General features: G+C 72.7%; 16 protein-coding genes. 3 read left to right on the top strand and 13 right to left on the bottom strand.

Going from position 1 to position 16,454, the window contains the following annotated elements; genetic code table 11:
• Positions 1-6 precede the first annotated feature (6 nt).
• From ACT3TZ_RS11155 to ACT3TZ_RS11190, 8 genes are all read right to left on the bottom strand, one after another.
• Positions 7-516: a DUF3180 domain-containing protein gene (locus ACT3TZ_RS11155; protein WP_444583495.1), complete on the bottom strand. Its 510-nt coding sequence runs from the start codon at positions 514-516 to the stop codon at positions 7-9.
• Positions 513-1,487, bottom strand: a complete 975-nt coding sequence (gene folK, locus ACT3TZ_RS11160) for a 2-amino-4-hydroxy-6-hydroxymethyldihydropteridine diphosphokinase (protein WP_444583496.1) — start codon at positions 1,485-1,487, stop codon at positions 513-515. Before folK ends, ACT3TZ_RS11155 begins: the two co-directional genes overlap by 4 nt.
• Positions 1,484-2,392, bottom strand: a complete 909-nt coding sequence (gene folP, locus ACT3TZ_RS11165) for a dihydropteroate synthase (protein ID WP_444583497.1) — start codon at positions 2,390-2,392, stop codon at positions 1,484-1,486. The genes folK and folP overlap by 4 nt, the downstream gene beginning before the upstream one ends.
• 5 nt (positions 2,393-2,397) lie before the next feature.
• Complete coding sequence (gene folE / locus ACT3TZ_RS11170; protein ID WP_444583498.1) at positions 2,398-2,958, bottom strand: GTP cyclohydrolase I FolE; 561 nt, start codon at positions 2,956-2,958, stop codon at positions 2,398-2,400.
• Between the two features lie 16 nt (positions 2,959-2,974).
• On the bottom strand, positions 2,975-5,023 hold the full coding sequence (ftsH, locus tag ACT3TZ_RS11175) for an ATP-dependent zinc metalloprotease FtsH (protein WP_444583499.1): 2,049 nt from the start codon (positions 5,021-5,023) through the stop codon (positions 2,975-2,977).
• 4 nt (positions 5,024-5,027) lie between these two features.
• Complete coding sequence (gene hpt, locus ACT3TZ_RS11180; protein ID WP_444583500.1) at positions 5,028-5,606, bottom strand: hypoxanthine phosphoribosyltransferase; 579 nt, start codon at positions 5,604-5,606, stop codon at positions 5,028-5,030.
• 37 nt (positions 5,607-5,643) lie between these two features.
• Positions 5,644-6,732, bottom strand: coding sequence for a tRNA lysidine(34) synthetase TilS (gene tilS, locus ACT3TZ_RS11185; protein WP_444583501.1), 1,089 nt, complete (start codon positions 6,730-6,732; stop codon positions 5,644-5,646).
• A gap of 88 nt (positions 6,733-6,820) precedes the next feature.
• Positions 6,821-8,212, bottom strand: coding sequence for a D-alanyl-D-alanine carboxypeptidase (locus ACT3TZ_RS11190; RefSeq protein ID WP_444583502.1), 1,392 nt, complete (start codon positions 8,210-8,212; stop codon positions 6,821-6,823).
• 126 nt (positions 8,213-8,338) lie between these two features.
• Here ACT3TZ_RS11190 and ACT3TZ_RS11195 point away from each other — a divergent pair, with 126 nt between their 5' ends.
• Positions 8,339-8,851, top strand: coding sequence for an inorganic diphosphatase (locus ACT3TZ_RS11195; protein ID WP_444583503.1), 513 nt, complete (start codon positions 8,339-8,341; stop codon positions 8,849-8,851).
• Positions 8,852-8,941: 90 nt separating this feature from the next.
• On the opposite strand, the gene ACT3TZ_RS11200 is transcribed toward ACT3TZ_RS11195, so the two are convergent.
• Complete coding sequence (locus ACT3TZ_RS11200) at positions 8,942-9,706, bottom strand: hypothetical protein (RefSeq protein WP_444583504.1); 765 nt, start codon at positions 9,704-9,706, stop codon at positions 8,942-8,944.
• A gap of 121 nt (positions 9,707-9,827) precedes the next feature.
• Positions 9,828-10,505, bottom strand: coding sequence for a peptide deformylase (locus ACT3TZ_RS11205; protein ID WP_444583505.1), 678 nt, complete (start codon positions 10,503-10,505; stop codon positions 9,828-9,830).
• Positions 10,506-10,850: 345 nt separating this feature from the next.
• Here ACT3TZ_RS11205 and ACT3TZ_RS11210 point away from each other — a divergent pair, with 345 nt between their 5' ends.
• Both ACT3TZ_RS11210 and ACT3TZ_RS11215 read left to right on the top strand, forming a co-directional pair.
• Complete coding sequence (locus ACT3TZ_RS11210; RefSeq protein WP_444583506.1) at positions 10,851-11,933, top strand: ABC transporter ATP-binding protein; 1,083 nt, start codon at positions 10,851-10,853, stop codon at positions 11,931-11,933.
• Positions 11,934-12,015: 82 nt separating this feature from the next.
• Entirely contained in the window at positions 12,016-13,257 is a 1,242-nt protein-coding gene (locus ACT3TZ_RS11215) for a DUF4032 domain-containing protein (RefSeq protein ID WP_444583507.1), read from the top strand.
• Positions 13,258-13,366: 109 nt separating this feature from the next.
• Here ACT3TZ_RS11215 and rlmB read toward each other — a convergent pair whose 3' ends face one another.
• From rlmB to ACT3TZ_RS11230, 3 genes are all read right to left on the bottom strand, one after another.
• The gene (rlmB, locus tag ACT3TZ_RS11220) at positions 13,367-14,362 is read right to left on the bottom strand and encodes a 23S rRNA (guanosine(2251)-2'-O)-methyltransferase RlmB (RefSeq protein ID WP_444583508.1); all 996 of its coding nucleotides are present in this window, start codon (positions 14,360-14,362) and stop codon (positions 13,367-13,369) included.
• Position 14,363: 1 nt separating this feature from the next.
• Positions 14,364-15,812 (bottom strand): cysteine--tRNA ligase, encoded by a 1,449-nt coding sequence (gene cysS / locus ACT3TZ_RS11225; protein WP_444583509.1) that lies wholly within the window; start codon positions 15,810-15,812, stop codon positions 14,364-14,366.
• 112 nt (positions 15,813-15,924) lie between these two features.
• Positions 15,925-16,425: a phage holin family protein gene (locus ACT3TZ_RS11230; RefSeq protein WP_444583510.1), complete on the bottom strand. Its 501-nt coding sequence runs from the start codon at positions 16,423-16,425 to the stop codon at positions 15,925-15,927.
• Positions 16,426-16,454 lie beyond the last annotated feature (29 nt).

The following is a 16,454-nucleotide window of genomic DNA, read 5'->3' on the forward strand; positions in this document are numbered from 1 at the left end:
ATGGTGTCAGGAACCCGCCGTGGGTTCACGCGCGCCGTCCCGTCCGTCCTCGGGAGGGAGCTGTCCCCAGCGTTCGACGAGCACGCCGATCACCGCGAGCACGATCCCGCCGAGGGCCGCGAAGGCCGTGGGCAGGACCGCTGTCGAGAGGTCCCCGCCGCCGACGCCGAGGAAGTAGAGCGCCTGCCCGCTGAAGAGGCCGCCGACGATGGCGCCGGTGTGGGACGCCGAGCGTCCCAGGAGGATCGTCCGGTAGGCCGAGGGCAGGTCGATCTGGTGACGACGCGGCTCCATCGTGGGTGTGCGTCGCCGTTCCTCGGACTCCCGCAGATAGCGGCGCAGGGGCAGCCCCAGCGCCAGCAGCACGCCGGACAGGCCCAGCAGCACGAGGCCGGTGAGCCAGCCCGCGACGGGGATCGTGCCGCCGCGCGAGGCCACGAGCTGGGACAGGACGGCGCCGACGCCCGCCGAGAGGATCCCGGACAGGAGGAGGACGCCGATGCTGGTGGGCCTCATCGCAGGGCCTCCGCGGCCGTGCCGAATCCGGGCACGGCGGGTCCGGGTCGGACACCGCTCGCGTCCGCCGCCCGCGCGGCGAGATCGCCGACGGGGCCGTGGCCGGGCAGCTCGTCCGCGGGGCGGGCGGCGGCCCAGGGTGCCAGGACGAAGGCTCGCTCGTGGGCGCGGGGATGGGGCACTGTGAGGGCCTCGTCGTCCTGGCGCAGCTCGCCCCAGGTGAGGACGTCGACGTCCAGGGTGCGCGGTCCCCAGCGCAGGGTGCGGACGCGATGGGCGTCTCGCTCGACGGCGTGCGCGAGGTCCAGCAGCTCCCAGGGCCCGCGCGTGGTCCGGATGCCGACCACGGCGTTGAGGTAGTCGTCCTGCGGGTGCCCGTCGACCTCCACCCCGCCCACGGGGTCCGTCTCGACGACGGCGCTGGTCCAGGTCACGGTCGTCGCGGGGTCCTGCGCAAGGAGGTCGAGGGCCCGGCGCAGGTGCCCCGCACGGTCCCCGACGTTGGTGCCCAGCGCCAGCACGGCGTGCACCGGGGGCCCCTCGCGGAGGATCCGCACGGCGACGTCCTCGAAGGGCAGGCCGATCGGGGCGGTGGGCTTGTGGACGGTGACCTCGACCGCGCGCACGAGCGGCTGGGTCGCGAGGATCTCCGAGGCGATGCGCTGGGCGAGGGTCTCGATGAGGTCGAGCGAGGGTCCCTGGACGACGGAGGTGATGCTCGCGGCGATCTCCGCGTAGTTCACGGTGCGTCCCAGGGCGTCGCCCCGCGCCGCCCAGGAGGTGTCGAGGTGCACGGCGGCGTCGACGACGAACTCGTGGCCGTCCACCTTCTCCTCCGGCAGCACGCCGTGGAGGCCGTGGGCGCGCACCCCGCGCAGCTCGATCACGTCCCGGCGCGGTCCGGCGGTACGGGGATGCGGCGCGGCATCGTCACGACGCAGCCCGCCCGGGACCTGGAGCCGCCCGGTCATCGTCCGGCCCCCGTCCCGTTTCCGGGCCCGTCATCGGGCACGACCTCGCGCTCGTGGATCCGGCGGGCCACGCGCACAGCCGCCAGCGACGGCGCGACGGCGTGGACGCGCACGCACCAGGCGCCGTGGAGCGCCGCATGGGCCGAGATCGCGCCGGTGGCCGCGTCGCGATCGACGTCGAGGCGCCCGAGGAAGCCCTTGCGGGATGCCCCGAGGAGCAGTGGCAGGTCCAGGGCCGCGAGCTCGTCCCAGCGCGCGAGCAGGTCCCAGTTCTGGGCCCCGGTCTTGGCGAACCCCAGACCGGGGTCGGCCACGAGGCGGGACCGGTCGATACCGGCCTCCTCGAGCGCGGCGATGCGTCCCCGCAGCTCGGAGACGACGTCCCGGACCACGTCGTCGTAGACCGTGCGGGAGGCCATGACGTCGCTGTGCCCGCGCCAGTGCATGGCGATGTAGACCGGGGGACCGCCGAGCGCGGTGCGGGCTGTCGCGACCAGGGCCGCCATGTCGGGATCGGCGAGGCCGCCCGAGACGTCGTTGACGATCACGGCGCCAGCTGCGAGGGAGGCCGCGGCGACCTCGGCCCGCATCGTGTCGACGCTGACCGCCACACCCTGGGCCGCGAGCTCGCGGATCACCGGGACCACCCGGCGCAGCTCCTCCCGGGCGCTGACGCGGTCGGCGCCCGGGCGGGTGGATTCCCCGCCCACGTCGACGAGGTCGGCACCGGCGGCGGTCAGGGCGAGTCCGTGGGCGATCGCGGCCGCGGGATCGTCGTGCTCGCCGCCGTCGGAGAAGGAGTCGGGGGTCGTGTTGAGGATCCCCATCACGAGGGCGCCGTCGGCCTCCGCGAGGCCGGGCGGGAGCCCGTCGGGACGACGCGTGCGACCGGTGCGGAGGCGCATGGGTCTCAGCCCCGCAGGATCAGGCTCATGGCCTCGGCCCGGGTCGAGGGGTCCCTGAGCATGCCCCGGACGGCGGAGGTCACGGTGCTCGCGCCCTCGGCCCGCACCCCGCGCATGGTCATGCACAGGTGCTCGGCCTCGAGGACGACGATCGCGCCGCCCGCGTCGAGCTCATCCATGAGCGTGTCCGCGATCTGCGAGGTCAGGCGCTCCTGGACCTGCGGCCGCCGGGCGAAGATGTGCACGAGCCGGGCGAGCTTGGACAGGCCCGTCACAGAGTCCTTGGCCGGGATGTACCCCACGTGCGCGGTGCCGGTGAAGGGCAGCAGGTGGTGCTCGCACATCGAGTGGAAGCGGATGTCCCGGACCAGCACCAGCTCCTGGTGCTGGATCGCGAAGCGGGTGGCCAGCAGCTCGTGGGGGTCCTCCTGCAGGCCCGCGAAGACGTCGGCGTACATCCGGGCGACGCGTGCGGGGGTGTCCGCGAGCCCCTCGCGGTCGGGGTCCTCCCCGACCGCGAGGAGGATCTCGCGGACAGCCGCCTGGATGCGCGGACCGTCGACCATGCTCAGGACCTCTCGCTCAGGCGCTCTGGACCGGGCCCGGGGCGCCGGGGATCTGCGGCCCGTCGCCGCCGGGCTGAGGGAGCCCGGGAGCGCCGGGGGTCAGCGGCTCGCCGGCGTCGGAGGCCTCGTCGCCCGCGGCCTGCGGGTTCCCGCCCACGAGGGGCTCGTGGGAGACGGGGCGCTCGTCCGAGGACTGCCAGACGGTGCGGACGGGACGCTGGTGCACGTGCTGGAAGATCTCCGCGAGCTCGTGCTCGTTCAGCGTCTCCTTCTCGAGCAGCTCGAGCACGAGGCGGTCCAGCACCTCACGGTTCTCCGTGATGATCGTCCACGCCTCGTCGAGGGCCTCGTCCATGAGACGACGCACCTCCTCGTCGATGAGGCGGGCGGTCTCGTCGGAGTACTGCTGCTCCTGGCCGCTCTGCATGCCGACGAAGACCTCGTCCTGGCCGCTGCCGTAGAAGACCTGCCCCACGCGGTCGCTCATGCCGAGCTGGGTGACCATCGTGCGGGCGATCTTCGTGGCGTTCTGCAGGTCCGAGCCGGGGCCGGTGGTGACGTCGTGGAAGATCCCCTCCTCGACGGCGTACCCGCCCATCGCGTACGCGAGGCGGTCCAGCAGCTCGTTGCGGCTCTGGTAGTTGCGGTCCTGGGTGGGCACGACCATCGTGTAGCCGCCGGCCTGGCCGCGCGGCAGGATCGTCACCTTGGTGACCGGGGCGCTGTTGCGCAGGGCCGCGGCGACGATCGCGTGGCCGCCCTCGTGGTAGGCCGTCATCTGGCGCTCGCGGTCGCTCATGACCTTGGAGTACCGCTGGGGGCCCATCGAGACGCGGTCGATCGCCTCGTCGAGCGCCCGGTTGTCGATGATCTGGTTGCCGCTGCGGGCGGTGAGCAGCGCGGCCTCGTTCAGCACGTTGGCCAGGTCCGCGCCGGACATGCCCACGCTGCGCCGGGCGATGTTCTCGAGGTCGACGTCGGGCGCCAGCGGCTTGCCCTGGGAGTGGACCGTGAGGATCTGCAGGCGCCCCTTCATGTCGGGCGCGCCGACGGCCACCTGGCGGTCGAAGCGGCCCGGGCGCAGGAGGGCCGGGTCCAGGATGTCGACGCGGTTGGTCGCGGCGATGAGGATGACGTTCTGGTTCGGATCGAACCCGTCCATCTCCACGAGCATCTGGTTCAGCGTCTGCTCGCGCTCGTCGTGCCCGCCGCCCATGCCGGCGCCGCGGTGCCGGCCGACGGCGTCGATCTCGTCGACGAAGATGATCGCCGGGGCGTTCTCCTTGGCCGTGTTGAACAGGTCGCGGACGCGCGAGGCGCCGACGCCCACGAACATCTCCACGAAGTCCGAGCCGGAGATCGAGTAGAACGGCACGTTGGCCTCGCCCGCCACGGCGCGCGCGAGCAGGGTCTTGCCGGTGCCGGGCGGGCCGTAGAGCAGGACGCCCTTGGGGATCTTCGCGCCGACGGCCTGGTACTTCTGGGGGTCCACGAGGAACTGCTTGATCTCGTCGAGCTCCTCGACGGCCTCCTCGGCGCCGGCGACGTCGGCGAAGGTGACCTGCGGGGACTCCTTGGTGAACAGCTTGGCCTTGGACTTGCCGAACTGCATCGCCCGGCCGCCGCCGCCCTGGGCGTTCATGATGAGGAACCAGAACAGGCCGATGAGCAGCAGGATCGGCAGGAACGAGATGAGCAGGGTCGACCACCACGAGCTCGTGGCGATGCGGTCGGTGTACCCGCCCGCGGGCGCGGCCTCGTCGACCGCCTGGACGACGGCGTCGCCGCGCGCGGTCACGTAGCTGAACTGGACGCGGTCGCCCTTGTCCTGGAAGTCCTCGGTGAGCACCAGGTCGACGCGCTGCTGGTTGCCGTCGACGATCTCGGCCTCCTTGACCTTGCCGTCGGCCAGGAGCTGCAGTCCCTGCTCGGTGTCGATCTGCTGGTAGGTGTCCCGTCCCAGCAGGGTGAACAGCAGCAGCCCCAGCAGCAGTGCGGCGATCACCCAGATCAGGGGTGCCGCCAGCGGGGAGCGCTTCTTCTTCTTGGTGTCCTGACGCGGCATGTGTTCAGTCCTCGTAGACGGAGCGACGGAGCACTCCGACGTAGGGAAGGTTGCGGTACGACTCGGCGAAGTCCAGTCCGTAGCCGATGACGAACTCGTTGGGGATGTCGAAGCCCACGTAGCGCACGTCGATCTCGACGCGAGCGGCCTCGGGCTTGCGCAGGAGGGTGCAGACCTCGACGCTGCGCGGGCCGCGCGAGCGGAGGTTGGCCAAAAGCCAGGAGAGCGTCAGACCCGAGTCGATGATGTCCTCGACGATCAGCACGTGGCGGTCGGTGATGTCGGTCCCGAGATCCTTGAGGATCCGCACCACGCCGGAGGACTTGGTGCCGCTGCCGTAGGACGACACGGCCATCCAGTCCATCTCGGTGCGCAGGTCGATGCGGCGCGAGAGGTCGGCCATGACCATGACGGCGCCCTTGAGGACGCCCACGAGGATCGGCGGGTTCTCCGCGTAGTCCTCGGCGATCTGCGCGCCCAGCTCGTTCAGGCGCTGCTCGATCTGCTCGGCGGACAGCAGGATCCGCTCGACGTCGGCGTGGGGGGAATCCGCCGCGCCGGGCGTCTGGGGGGTTTCGGACACGCGCTGCTCCTGGGTGATCGGTGACGACGTTCCGGGCTCAGCCACGCCCGGACCGTCCCGCAGAGGCACGCCACACGAGCAGCCCGTCGCGGCGAGCGACCTCGATCCTACCCGGAAGGGGCGCGGCACCCTGACCGTGCCATGTGACGACCAGGGCATCTGCGGCAAGCACGTGCCGACGCAGGAGCGACTTGTCGCCGGGCGTCCCGTTCGCGGCGGCGGCCTCCCGGGCGGCGTCGCGCAGCACGCGCGTGCGGACGGGCGGCGCGAGGGCGGCGAGCGCATGGACGTCGAGGGCCAGCAGGTCCTCGTCGTCGCCCGATCGCCGCAGGGCGGACATGGCCTGGCGCGCCTCGGCGTCGAGGTGGTCGACATCGGGTCGCACGAGGTCCGCGGACCGCGCCAGGTTCTCGTCGATCTGCTCCCCGAGGGCCTCCCGCAGCACCGGCAGCACCTCGCGGCGCACCCGCACCCGCAGCAGCGAGCGGTCCTCGTTCATGGGGTCGTCCCACCAGCTGACGTCGTGGAGCCGGCAGATCTGCTCGGTGTCGGCCCGACGCAGCGCCGTGGTCTCGTCGCAACCGGTGCCCAGGAACGGCCGCAGGATCGGGCCCCGGACGGCGGGGATGCCCGCCAGCGCACGGGGTCCGGCTCCGCGGGCCAGACCCATCAGCACCTGCTCCGCCTGGTCGTCGAGGGTGTGCCCGAGCAGGATCGCGAGCGCACCGCGCTCCTCCCGCACGGCGTCGAGGGCGGCGTGCCGGGCGTGGCGGGCGGCGTTCTCGCGTCCGCCGGGTGCCGTGAGGTCGACGTCGACCCGGTGCACCCGGGCACGGGCGGCACCGAGCCGCTCCGCGGTCGCGACGGCCCGCTCGGCGACCGCCCCGGAACCCTCCTGCAGGCCGTGGTCCACGACGACCGCCTCGGTCTCCAGGCCCATCCGTCGCCCCACCCACGCGGTCGTCGCCAGGAGGGCGAGGGAGTCCGCTCCCCCGCTGAGGCCCACGACCAGGCGCGGGGACATCCCGGTGGGGTCGGTCCGATCGGCCAGGAGCTCGAGGCGTGCGGTGAGGGCGGCACGGACGGCGGTCCGTGCCCGGGCCACGACCGGTGGGGGTCCGCTCACCGGAGGCACACGGGCACAGCGGCGGCGGGACGGAGCGCGGACGCGCGGGCGGCCGTCCACAGCGCCGCGGACGGCGTCGGGCCCGTGGTCACGACCGCACCAGCTCGCTCGCGATCCCGTCGACCGCCTCCTTGGCCTCGGCGCCCTGGGCGGGTGCGAATCCGTGGACGACGATCGAGAAGCCCACGGTGCGGCCGCTGGGCAGCGAGGCGACGCCCACGAGCGTCGAGGTGCCGCCGAGGTAGCCGGTCTTGCCCCGGACGAGCCCGCGGGCGGCGGTCGCATCGGGCTCCTCGAAGCGATCGGCGAGGGTGCCGCTCAGGCCGCTGATGGGGACCTCGGTGAGCATCGCCCGCAGCGCCGGAGGGGTGCCGGGGGCGTCGAGGTCCGCGACCACACCCGCCAGCAGCTCGGGCGGGACCCGGTTGTCGACGGCCAGGCCGCAGGTGTCCTTGAGGTCCAGGCCGTCGGTGGGCAGGCCCTTCTCGCCGGCGAGCTGCGTGATCTCCTGCTGGACGGCCTGCGCGGCCCCCTCGGCGGTCGCGGGGAGCCCGAGGTGGATCGCCAGCAGGCGTCCGAGCACCTCGGCCGTGGTGTTGTCCGAGATGAGCAGGGTGTGTGCGACGAGGTCGGAGAGCGGGGCCGAGCGGATCTCGTCGCGCTGGCCGCCGGCGGGCGCCTCGGCCCGGACCACGTCCCCCTGCACGTCGACGCCGCGATCGCGGAGCTGACGGACGAACAGGTTCGCGGCGTCCAGGGCCGGGTCCTGGGACTTCGCCCCGTACTCCTGGGAATCGAGCCAGCCCTCGTCCACGGCGAGCGCCGCCGTCGGAGCGAGCCATCCCCCGGCCGGTCCGTTCGCGCCCCAGGCGGGATTGATGCCCGGGCCGAACAGGGTGTCGTCCAGATGCAGCGTGATCGGGCCCCCGCCCGCCGCCTGCACGCGCGCGGCGGCGGCATCGGCGAGCTGACCGAGCTGCGCCTCGGTCAGGCGCATGTCGCCGCCGCCCACCAGGGTCAGCGTCGAGTCGTCGAGGACGGAGGTCGTGGGCAGGGTCTCCGCGCCGTCGGCCACCCGCAGCAGCGCGGTCGCGGTCAGCAGCTTGAGGGTCGAGGCGGGGGTGCGGGCGGTGGTGGCGTCGCGGGAGGCGATCTGCTCGCTCGTGCCGACGTCCACCACCGAGTAGGCGAGGTTCCCGCCGACGACCGGCACCGCAACGTGCGCGTCCAGGCGGGACTGCAGGTTCTCGGCGGCGCCGGGGTCCACCCCGTCGGCCGTGGGCGGCGCCAGCGGCGTGTTCTCCGGGCGGGTGTAGTCCTCGCCCTGGGCTCTCGGACGGGCCGTGGCGTCCTCCTGGTCGGCCTGCGTGGTCAGCACGCCCGGGAACGCGTCCGTGATGTCCCCGACCACGTAGAAGCCGACGGGCAGGGCGGCGCACAGGCCGATCGCCACGGCTCGCCAGATCGCGTCGCTGCGCACCTCGCACCACCCCTTGCCACCGTGTCCGGCTGATCCCGGTCGGGACGGCCGCCCCTCACGATAGAGTGTCGAGCGTCATCGACGCACAAGCCCGCGATCCGGGCACGAGGCAACGGAGCATCACACGTGGAATTCGACGTCACCATCGAGATCCCCCGGGGGAACCGCAACAAGTACGAGGTGGACCACCACAACGGGCGGATCCGGCTGGACCGGATGCTCTTCACGGCCACGCGGTACCCGGACGACTACGGCTTCATCGAGGGCACCCTCGGCGAGGACGAGGATCCCCTGGACTGCCTGGTGCTGCTCGAGGAGCCCACGTTCCCGGGCTGCCTGATCCGCTGCCGTGCCCTGGGGATGTTCCGGATGCGTGACGAGTCCGGCGGCGACGACAAGATCATCGCGGTGCCCGTGGGCGATCAGCGCCAGGTGCGCCGCCAGGAGCTGACCGACGTCTCGGAGTTCCACCGTCTGGAGATCCAGCACTTCTTCGAGGTCTACAAGGACCTCGAGCCCGGCAAGAGCGTCGAGGGCGCGCACTGGGAGGGCCGCAGCGATGCGGAGGCGGAGATCCGCCGCTCCTACCAGCGCGCCGTGGGCACCGAGCACGCCAACGACTTCACCCAGGACGTCTGAGCCGCCGCGCACAGCACGGACGGCACGCACGAGGGCCGCACCCCGGTCGGGGGTGCGGCCCTCGTGCGTCGTGGCCGGGAGGTCCCTCCGTCAGCCGCGGGTGCCTTCCACGTCGGAGCCCGTGGTGCTGCCGTCCTGCTCGATGAGCGCCGACGGCGCCTGCGCGAAGATCTCTCGGGAACCCTGGACGACGCTGCGGGCGAGCGCCCGGTTGCCGAGACCGCCGATCACGGCGCCGATCCCGAAGGGGATGAGCCGACCGGCCCACACCCCGCCCAGACGAGAGACCACCTTGCGGCGGATCCAGCGCCGCGCCTGGCGGCTCACGGCGTTGATGACGAAGTCCGGGGCGACGCCCGAGAGCACGGAGCTCCACTGCGCGCCCTGCTTGCCGAGGGCCTTGCCGATGATCTCGGCGCCCTTCTCGCCGCCCAGCACGCCGAGCGTGATGACGCGGCGCTTCTCCGGGTCGCGCATGTCGACCCCCCGGATCTCGGCGGTCGCGAGCGTCAGGAAGGCGACGGCCTCGGCGAAGGCCGCGCCGTCCCCGGCGGTGAGCACGACGGCCGCGACGGTCCCGACGCCGGGCAGCGCCGCGGCACCGCCGACCCCGGCACCGGTCGCGGTCATCGTGTGCTGGAACCGGGACTCGATGTGGCGCACCAGGGTGTCGTCGTCGTGGTCGGGGTGCTTGCGCCGCAGCGAGGCCACGTACTTCGCGGCGAGCGGCCGCTGCACCCGCAGGGCGGTGTCCACGATCATGAACGTCCGGTCGTCAGGGCCCAGGTTCTCCTGGCCATCCGCGCCCGCGGTGTCCGTGGGGTTCTTGTCGTCCCGGTCGTGTTTCGGGCTCATCGGCATCTCCTCCGTCGCGTGGGAACGGGCCACACTGTAGCGGCCCGAAATGCACCCTCCGTGGGGACGCGGAGGCCGACGGGATGCCCGCACGGGCGGCGGCGCGTCCCGCGGGACGTCCTCAGCCCAGCTCGACCTCGCCCGGACCCAGGGTCGCGACGTCCCCGGTCAGACCCAGCCACCGCACGGCCTCGGGCAGATCGGCGTACCGCTCGGTGTACCGGGCGAGCACGAAGGAGCGCGGCACGCCGAGATCGTGGCAGAGGGTCCCTGCCAAGTGGTCGGTCTCGTGCTGGATGATCCGGGCCGGCCACCCCGTCCAGCGTTCGGACACCTCGGCCAGGGTGCCGCCGTCCGCGCGCTCGAGGGCGCTCCAGCGGACCGAGAGGTGCCGCGGGACGATCGACTGCCAGCCGTCCACGGACAGGCACCCCTCCCAGTAGAACGCCCGGCGATCGCCGTCCGCCTCGTACGCGGGGTTCAGCAGCGTGCGCAGGGCCAGCGGGGTCCGGCGCAGCACGTCGTCCTCGGCCGTGTCGGGATCCGCGTAGCGGTCCTCGAGCACCACGAGCTGCAGCGGGATGCCGACCTGGGGTGCGGCCAGCCCCACCCCCGGCGCGTCCCGCATCGTCACCACCATCGCCTCGACGAGCTCGGCGAGGAGGTCCGGGGCGAGCTGCCCGGACCACGCCCGTGCGGGGCCCCGCAGCGCGGGATGCCCGGCCTGGACGATCCGCAGGGGCTCGTCCGCGCGCGCACGGCGTTCGAGGGTCTTGGTGACGAGGTCGGAGAGATCCATGGGCCCAGTATGGCGATCGCGTCGGCCCCGGCCCGCCGGTGGCGTCCCCGGCGCGTCCGCCTCCCTCCACGGCACGGGCCGCGCGGGGGCCGCTCGCCGCGCGCGCCCACGTGGCGGCGCTCACAGGAGCACCGCGTGTGATGGGTTACACTCACTCCCAGCCGACGCGATGCGCGGAGGCGGACGAGGACGTCCGAGGACATCGACACGGTCGATGACCCGCTCACCTCACGTCTGCTCGCCCTGCTCGTCGACGGCCGTGCGCCCGGGGCTCTCCCGGACGCTCTCCGCTTCACAACGGATCGTCCGGCACGTACCTGCCGGTGAAGGGAATGGGTCACCACCATGGCAACAGTGACTTTCGACAACGCGAGCCGCGTCTACGCGGGCCAGGAGCGCCCTGCGGTCGACAACCTCAACCTCGACATCGCCGACGGCGAGTTCCTCGTGCTCGTCGGCCCCTCGGGCTGCGGCAAGTCGACCTCTCTGCGCATGCTCGCGGGTCTCGAGGAGATCGACGCGGGACGCATCCTCATCGGCGAGCGCGACGTCACCGACGTCCCCCCGAAGGACCGCGACATCGCGATGGTCTTCCAGAACTACGCGCTCTACCCGCACATGACGGTGGCCGACAACATGGGCTTCGCCCTGAAGATCGCCGGCACCCCCAAGGCGGAGATCCGTAAGCGCGTGGAGGAGGCCGCGGACATCCTCGACCTCCGCGAGTACCTCGACCGCAAGCCCAAGGCCCTCTCCGGCGGTCAGCGCCAGCGTGTGGCCATGGGTCGTGCGATCGTCCGCTCGCCCCAGGTGTTCCTCATGGACGAGCCGCTGTCCAACCTCGACGCCAAGCTCCGCGTCTCCACCCGTACCCAGATCGCGTCGCTCCAGCGCCGCCTGGGCGTCACCACGGTCTACGTCACGCACGACCAGACCGAGGCCATGACGATGGGTGACCGCGTGGCCGTCCTGAACGCGGGCGTCCTCCAGCAGGTCGACACCCCCCGCCGCATGTACGACCACCCCGACAACGTGTTCGTCGCCGGGTTCATCGGCTCCCCCGCCATGAACCTCGTCGAGCAGCCCCTCACCGAGGGCGGCGTGCAGTTCGGCGGCGCGCTCATCCCGCTGGACCGCTCCACCCTCTCGGACACCGAAGAGAAGGCCGTCACCGTGGGCGTGCGCCCCGAGGACCTCGAGCTGGTCGACGGCGAGGGCCTGGCCGTCGAGGTGGACGTCGTCGAGGAGCTCGGCGCGGACGCGTACGTCTACGGCCGCCTCGCCGGCTCGGACGCCAACGCCAAGCCGGTCATCGCGCGCGTCGACGGGCGTCGTCCCCCGGCCAAGGGCGAGACCGTCCACTTCCGCCCCAAGCAGGGTCATATCCACCTGTTCGACGTGAAGTCGGGCCTCCGCCTGGGCGACTGACCTCACACGTCCGACGACGGGCGCGCGGCTTCGGCCGCGCGCCCGTCGCGCGTCCGGCCCCCGGTGGGGAAGAATGGGGCTCATGGCACCCCTGGAGATCACGGCGTCGCGCCCCGACCCCGCGCTGCTGGACCTGCCGTGGGATCTGCCGCTGGAGGACTGGCCCACGGAGATCCTGGCCGCGCTCCCCCGCGGCATCTCCCGGCACGTCGTCCGCTTCGTGCGGCTGTCGGGCAAGGTCCTCGCGGTCAAGGAGATCGACCAGCGCCTGGCCCGCCGCGAGTACGACATGCTCCGGATCCTCCGCAAGGTGGGGCTGCCCGCCGTCGAGCCCGTCGGGGTCGTCGGCGGCCGCGAGGACCGTGCCGGGGATCCCCTGGACGCGGTGCTCATCACCCGCCATCTGCAGTTCTCCCTCCCCTACCGGGCGCTGTTCAGCCAGCTGTCGCGCGCCGAGACCACGCACCGGCTCATCGACGCCCTCGCGGTGCTGCTGGTGCGCCTGCACCTCCAGGGGTTCTTCTGGGGCGACGTCTCCCTGTCGAACACCCTCTTCCGACGTGATGCCGGGGCCTTCGCGGCCTACATCGTGGACGTCGAGACCGGCACCTTCTACGAGGAGCTCTCCACGGGTCAGCGGGAGCACGACCTCGAGATCGCCCGGATCAACATCATCGGCGAGATCATGGACCTCCAGGCCGGCGAGATGATCGACGAGGACGCCGACCCCGTCGAGATCGGCGACGCGCTGCTGCGTCGCTACACGAGCCTGTGGGCGGCCCTGACCGAGCGCGAGAGCTTCGCGGCGGACGAGCGGTGGAGGGTCTCCGAGCGCATCGAGCACCTCAACGAGCTGGGCTTCGACGTCGACGAGCTCGACCTCACCACCGACCTGGACGGCACCACCGTCTCGATCCAGCCCAAGGTCGTCGACTCGGGACACCACTCCCGCCGTCTGCTGCGGCTGACCGGCATCGACGCCCAGGAGAACCAGGCGCGCCGCCTCCTCAACGACCTCGACCAGTACCGCGCGCACGTCGACCAGCAGAACGAGGACGAGGAGTTCGCGGCGATCGAGTGGATGCAGGAGCAGTACGAGCCGGTGATCCGGGCGATGCCGCGCTCCATGCGCGCCAAGCTCCAGCCGCCGGAGTACTACCACGAGGTGCTCGAGCACAAGTGGTTCCTGTCCCAGAAGGCCGGGCGCGACGTCTCCATGGACGAGGCGGTGCGGGACTACATCCTCACCCAGCTCCCCAACCGCCGCGACGAGAAGGCGCTCATCGCCTCGGAGACCTCGGCGATCCCGGTCATCGAGCCCTGAGCGGACGGACCGCCTCGGGCGATCCGCGGCCTCCGACGGCTCGCTCCGGGGTCCGGCCCGCCGACCTGTCCTGCGGGGACGGCCGGGGCCCGAGGGCCCCGGCCGCACCTCAGGCGATCCCGCGGGAGCTGCGCCGCCCGTCGATCTCGTAGAGGGCGATCGAGGTCGCCACCGAGGCGTTGAGAGACTCGGTGTGGGCATGCATCGGGATCGAGACCACCTGGTCGCAGGTCTCGCGCACCAGACGCGAGAGGCCCTTGCCCTCGGCGCCGACCACGAGCACGACGGGCTCGGTCGCCAGCTCCAGCTCGCGGGACGTCACGTCCCCGTCGGCGTCCAGACCCAGGGCGAACACGCCCTGGGACTTGAGGTCGGCGAGGGTGCGGCTGAGGTTGGTCACCTGGGCCACGCGCACGCGCCCGGCGGCACCGGCCGCGACCTTCCACACGCTCGCGGTCATCGAGACGCTGCGGCGCTCGGGAAGGATCACGCCGTGGGCGCCGAACGCCCCGGCGCTGCGCAGGATGGCACCGAGGTTGCGGGGATCGGTGACGCCGTCCAGCGCGATGAGCAGCGGCGGCTCGAAGGCGTCCCGGGCGATCGAGAGGAGCTCGGCGACATCGGCGTACTGGTACGGCGGGATGGTCAGCGCCACACCCTGGTGGACGGCGTGGTCGGTCATCCGGTCGAGGTCGTTCTTGGTGGTCTCGGAGACCGGCAGGCCGCGCGTCGCGGCCAGGCGCAGGATCTCGCGGATCCGCTCGTCGGTCTCGATCCGGTTCATGAGGGTCACACCGGTGGCCGGGACGTCCTCGCGGAGCGCCTCCAGCACGGCGTTGCGGCCGGCCACGTGGTCGGCGCCGGTGCTGCGGGCGGGGCCTCGCGACGTCCCGCCGCCGCGCGAGGGACCGCCGGGACGGCGCCCGGAGCCGGCGCCGCCGCCGTCGGCCCGCGCGATGCGATTCTTCTTGTGCGCGGGCCGGTCCTCGGCGCGCGGCGTGGGTCCCTTGCCCTCGAGCGCGCGGCGACGCACACCGCCGGAGCCCGTGGTCGGGCCCTTCTTGCCCTTGCGGACCGCGCCGCGGCGGCCTCCGTTGCCTGCCATGTCAGTTCCCTCCGGTGGTGGTCTCGATGCTCCAGTCGGCGCCCTCGCGGCCGTCCTCGACGGAGATGCCCGCGCGCGTGAGCGCGTCGCGGATGGCGTCGGCACGGGGCCAGTCCTTGGCGGCACGGGCCTCGGCCCGCTCGCCGAGCCGGTCGCGCACGAGGGCGTCCAGCGCCGTGTGCTCGGCCGAGGCGCCGCTCGCCCCCGCCTCGGTGACCTGGCGGTCCCACAGCGGATCCAGCGGGTCCAGGCCCAGCACGTCCAGCATCCCGCGCAGCTCCGCGAGCAGCACGGTCGCCGCCTCGAGGTCCTCGCCCGCCACGGCGGTGTTCAGCGCGGTCAGCGTGCGGTGGACGACGGCGAGGGCCTCGGGGACCGCGAGGTCGTCGTCCATCGCGCGGACGAACCCCTCGGGCAGGGTCACGGCCGTGACGTCGCCGCGGCCTGCGTCGCCCACGAGCCGCAGAGCGCGACGGACGCTGTGCACGAACCGGTCCCAGACCGTCTCGGCCTCCCGGATCGCGGTGGCGTTGTACTCCACGAGCGCCCGGTAGTGCCCGCCCACGAGCGCGAGGCGCACCGCGGGCGCCGAGGCCTCGGCGAAGGCGTCGGCGGCGGTGACGAAGTTGTCGAGGCTCTTGCCCATCTTCTGGCCGTCGACGGTCAGCACGCCCACGTGCATCCACCGCTCGGCGAAGCCGTAGCCGGCCGCGTGCGACTGCGCCTGCTCGTTCTCGTGGTGGGGGAACCGCAGGTCCAGGCCACCCGCGTGGATGTCGAAGGTCTCACCCAGGTACTTCAGCGCCATCGCGGAGCATTCGAGGTGCCAGCCCGGGCGTCCGCGGCCGAACGGGGTGTCCCAGCTCGCGGTGTCCGGCTCGGAGTCCTTGGCCGCCTTCCAGAGGGCGAAGTCCCGGGGGTCGTGCTTGCCCTCTGCGGGCGCCTCGCCGGAGTCCTGGAGATCGTCCAGGCTCTGGCGGGTCAGCGCCCCGTACTCGGGGAAGGAGCGGACGTCGAAGTAGACGCTTCCGGCGCCGTCGGCGTAGGCGTGCCCGCGCGCGATGAGGCGCTGCATGAACGCGATCATCTCGGGCACGTGCCCGGTCGCCCGCGGCTCGTAGTCGGGACGGTGCACGCCCAGGCGGTCCAGGGAATCCTGGAACTCCCGCTCGAACCGCAGGGACCAGGCCCACCACGGGCGGTCGGCCTCGGCGGACTTCACGAGGATCTTGTCGTCGATGTCGGTGACGTTGCGGATCGAGGTGACGGCGTAGCCGCTGCGCACGAGCCAGCGCACCAGCACGTCCACCGCCAGGAAGGCACGGAGGTGGCCCAGGTGCGGGGCGCCCTGCGTCGTGGGACCGCACGTGTACACCGAGACCTCGCCCTCGCGCATGGGGCGCAGCGCGGAGACGGTTCGGGTGGCGGAGTCGTACAGGTGCACAGTCACCCCACCAGGGTAATGGCCCCGGTGAGGACGACGGACCCCGCCGCGGCGCAGAGGCCGGGACGGGGTCCGATGTCAGGGGGTTCAGCAGCGGCCTCGTGGCGTGCCGGTCGGTTCAGGCGTGCGAGGCCGGCGGGTCGGTGCGGGCGCTGACCTGCTTGCCGTACAGCTCCTCGAAGGTGTCGTCGTAGGACACGGGGGTCGAGCGGCGCTTGCCCTGGACGGCGTCGACGGCGCTCTTGGCGGTGTCGATCGTGACCTCGGGGGCGCGGACCTTCTTGAGGACCAGGAAGGCGACGAGCCCTGCGATCGCGGACAGCAGGATGAACACGCCGGTGATGATGAGGAAGGAGGCCCAGGACGGCAGGCCCAGTGCGGTGAGCCCCTCGGCCGCGAAGAACAGGAACATCACCCAGGCCGACAGCAGCAGGAACAGCAGCACCGCGGCGCACGCGGCGATGATGCCCAGCTTGATGCCGAGGGCGGTGAGCTCCTTCTTGGCGATGTCGAGCTCGGAGTGGACGACGCCGACGAGCTCGTCCCGGATGGACGCGACGAGCTCACCGATCGACCGCTGGGTCGGCGGAGCGCTCGGATCGTTCGTGGTGTTGGTCATGCCCGCACCCTATACCAGCGCTGGGCGCT

Source organism: Brachybacterium sp. AOP25-B2-12 (assembly GCF_052378625.1).
Taxonomy (GTDB): Bacteria; Actinomycetota; Actinomycetes; order Actinomycetales; family Dermabacteraceae; genus Brachybacterium.

Excerpts from the sequence above, each read along its gene's own strand:
- ACT3TZ_RS11230 (WP_444583510.1), bottom strand. The coding sequence starts at position 16,425 with ATGACCAACACCACGAACGATCCGAGCGCTCCGCCGACCCAGCGGTCG.
- ACT3TZ_RS11215 (WP_444583507.1), top strand. The coding sequence starts at position 12,016 with ATGGCACCCCTGGAGATCACGGCGTCGCGCCCCGACCCCGCGCTGCTG.
- ftsH (WP_444583499.1), bottom strand. The coding sequence starts at position 5,023 with ATGCCGCGTCAGGACACCAAGAAGAAGAAGCGCTCCCCGCTGGCGGCA.
- ACT3TZ_RS11155 (WP_444583495.1), bottom strand. The coding sequence starts at position 516 with ATGAGGCCCACCAGCATCGGCGTCCTCCTCCTGTCCGGGATCCTCTCG.
- ACT3TZ_RS11205 (WP_444583505.1), bottom strand. The coding sequence starts at position 10,505 with ATGGATCTCTCCGACCTCGTCACCAAGACCCTCGAACGCCGTGCGCGC.
- ACT3TZ_RS11200 (WP_444583504.1), bottom strand. The coding sequence starts at position 9,706 with ATGAGCCCGAAACACGACCGGGACGACAAGAACCCCACGGACACCGCG.
- folK (WP_444583496.1), bottom strand. The coding sequence starts at position 1,487 with ATGACCGGGCGGCTCCAGGTCCCGGGCGGGCTGCGTCGTGACGATGCC.
- folP (WP_444583497.1), bottom strand. The coding sequence starts at position 2,392 with ATGCGCCTCCGCACCGGTCGCACGCGTCGTCCCGACGGGCTCCCGCCC.
- folE (WP_444583498.1), bottom strand. The coding sequence starts at position 2,958 with ATGGTCGACGGTCCGCGCATCCAGGCGGCTGTCCGCGAGATCCTCCTC.
- rlmB (WP_444583508.1), bottom strand. The coding sequence starts at position 14,362 with ATGGCAGGCAACGGAGGCCGCCGCGGCGCGGTCCGCAAGGGCAAGAAG.
- ACT3TZ_RS11210 (WP_444583506.1), top strand. The coding sequence starts at position 10,851 with ATGGCAACAGTGACTTTCGACAACGCGAGCCGCGTCTACGCGGGCCAG.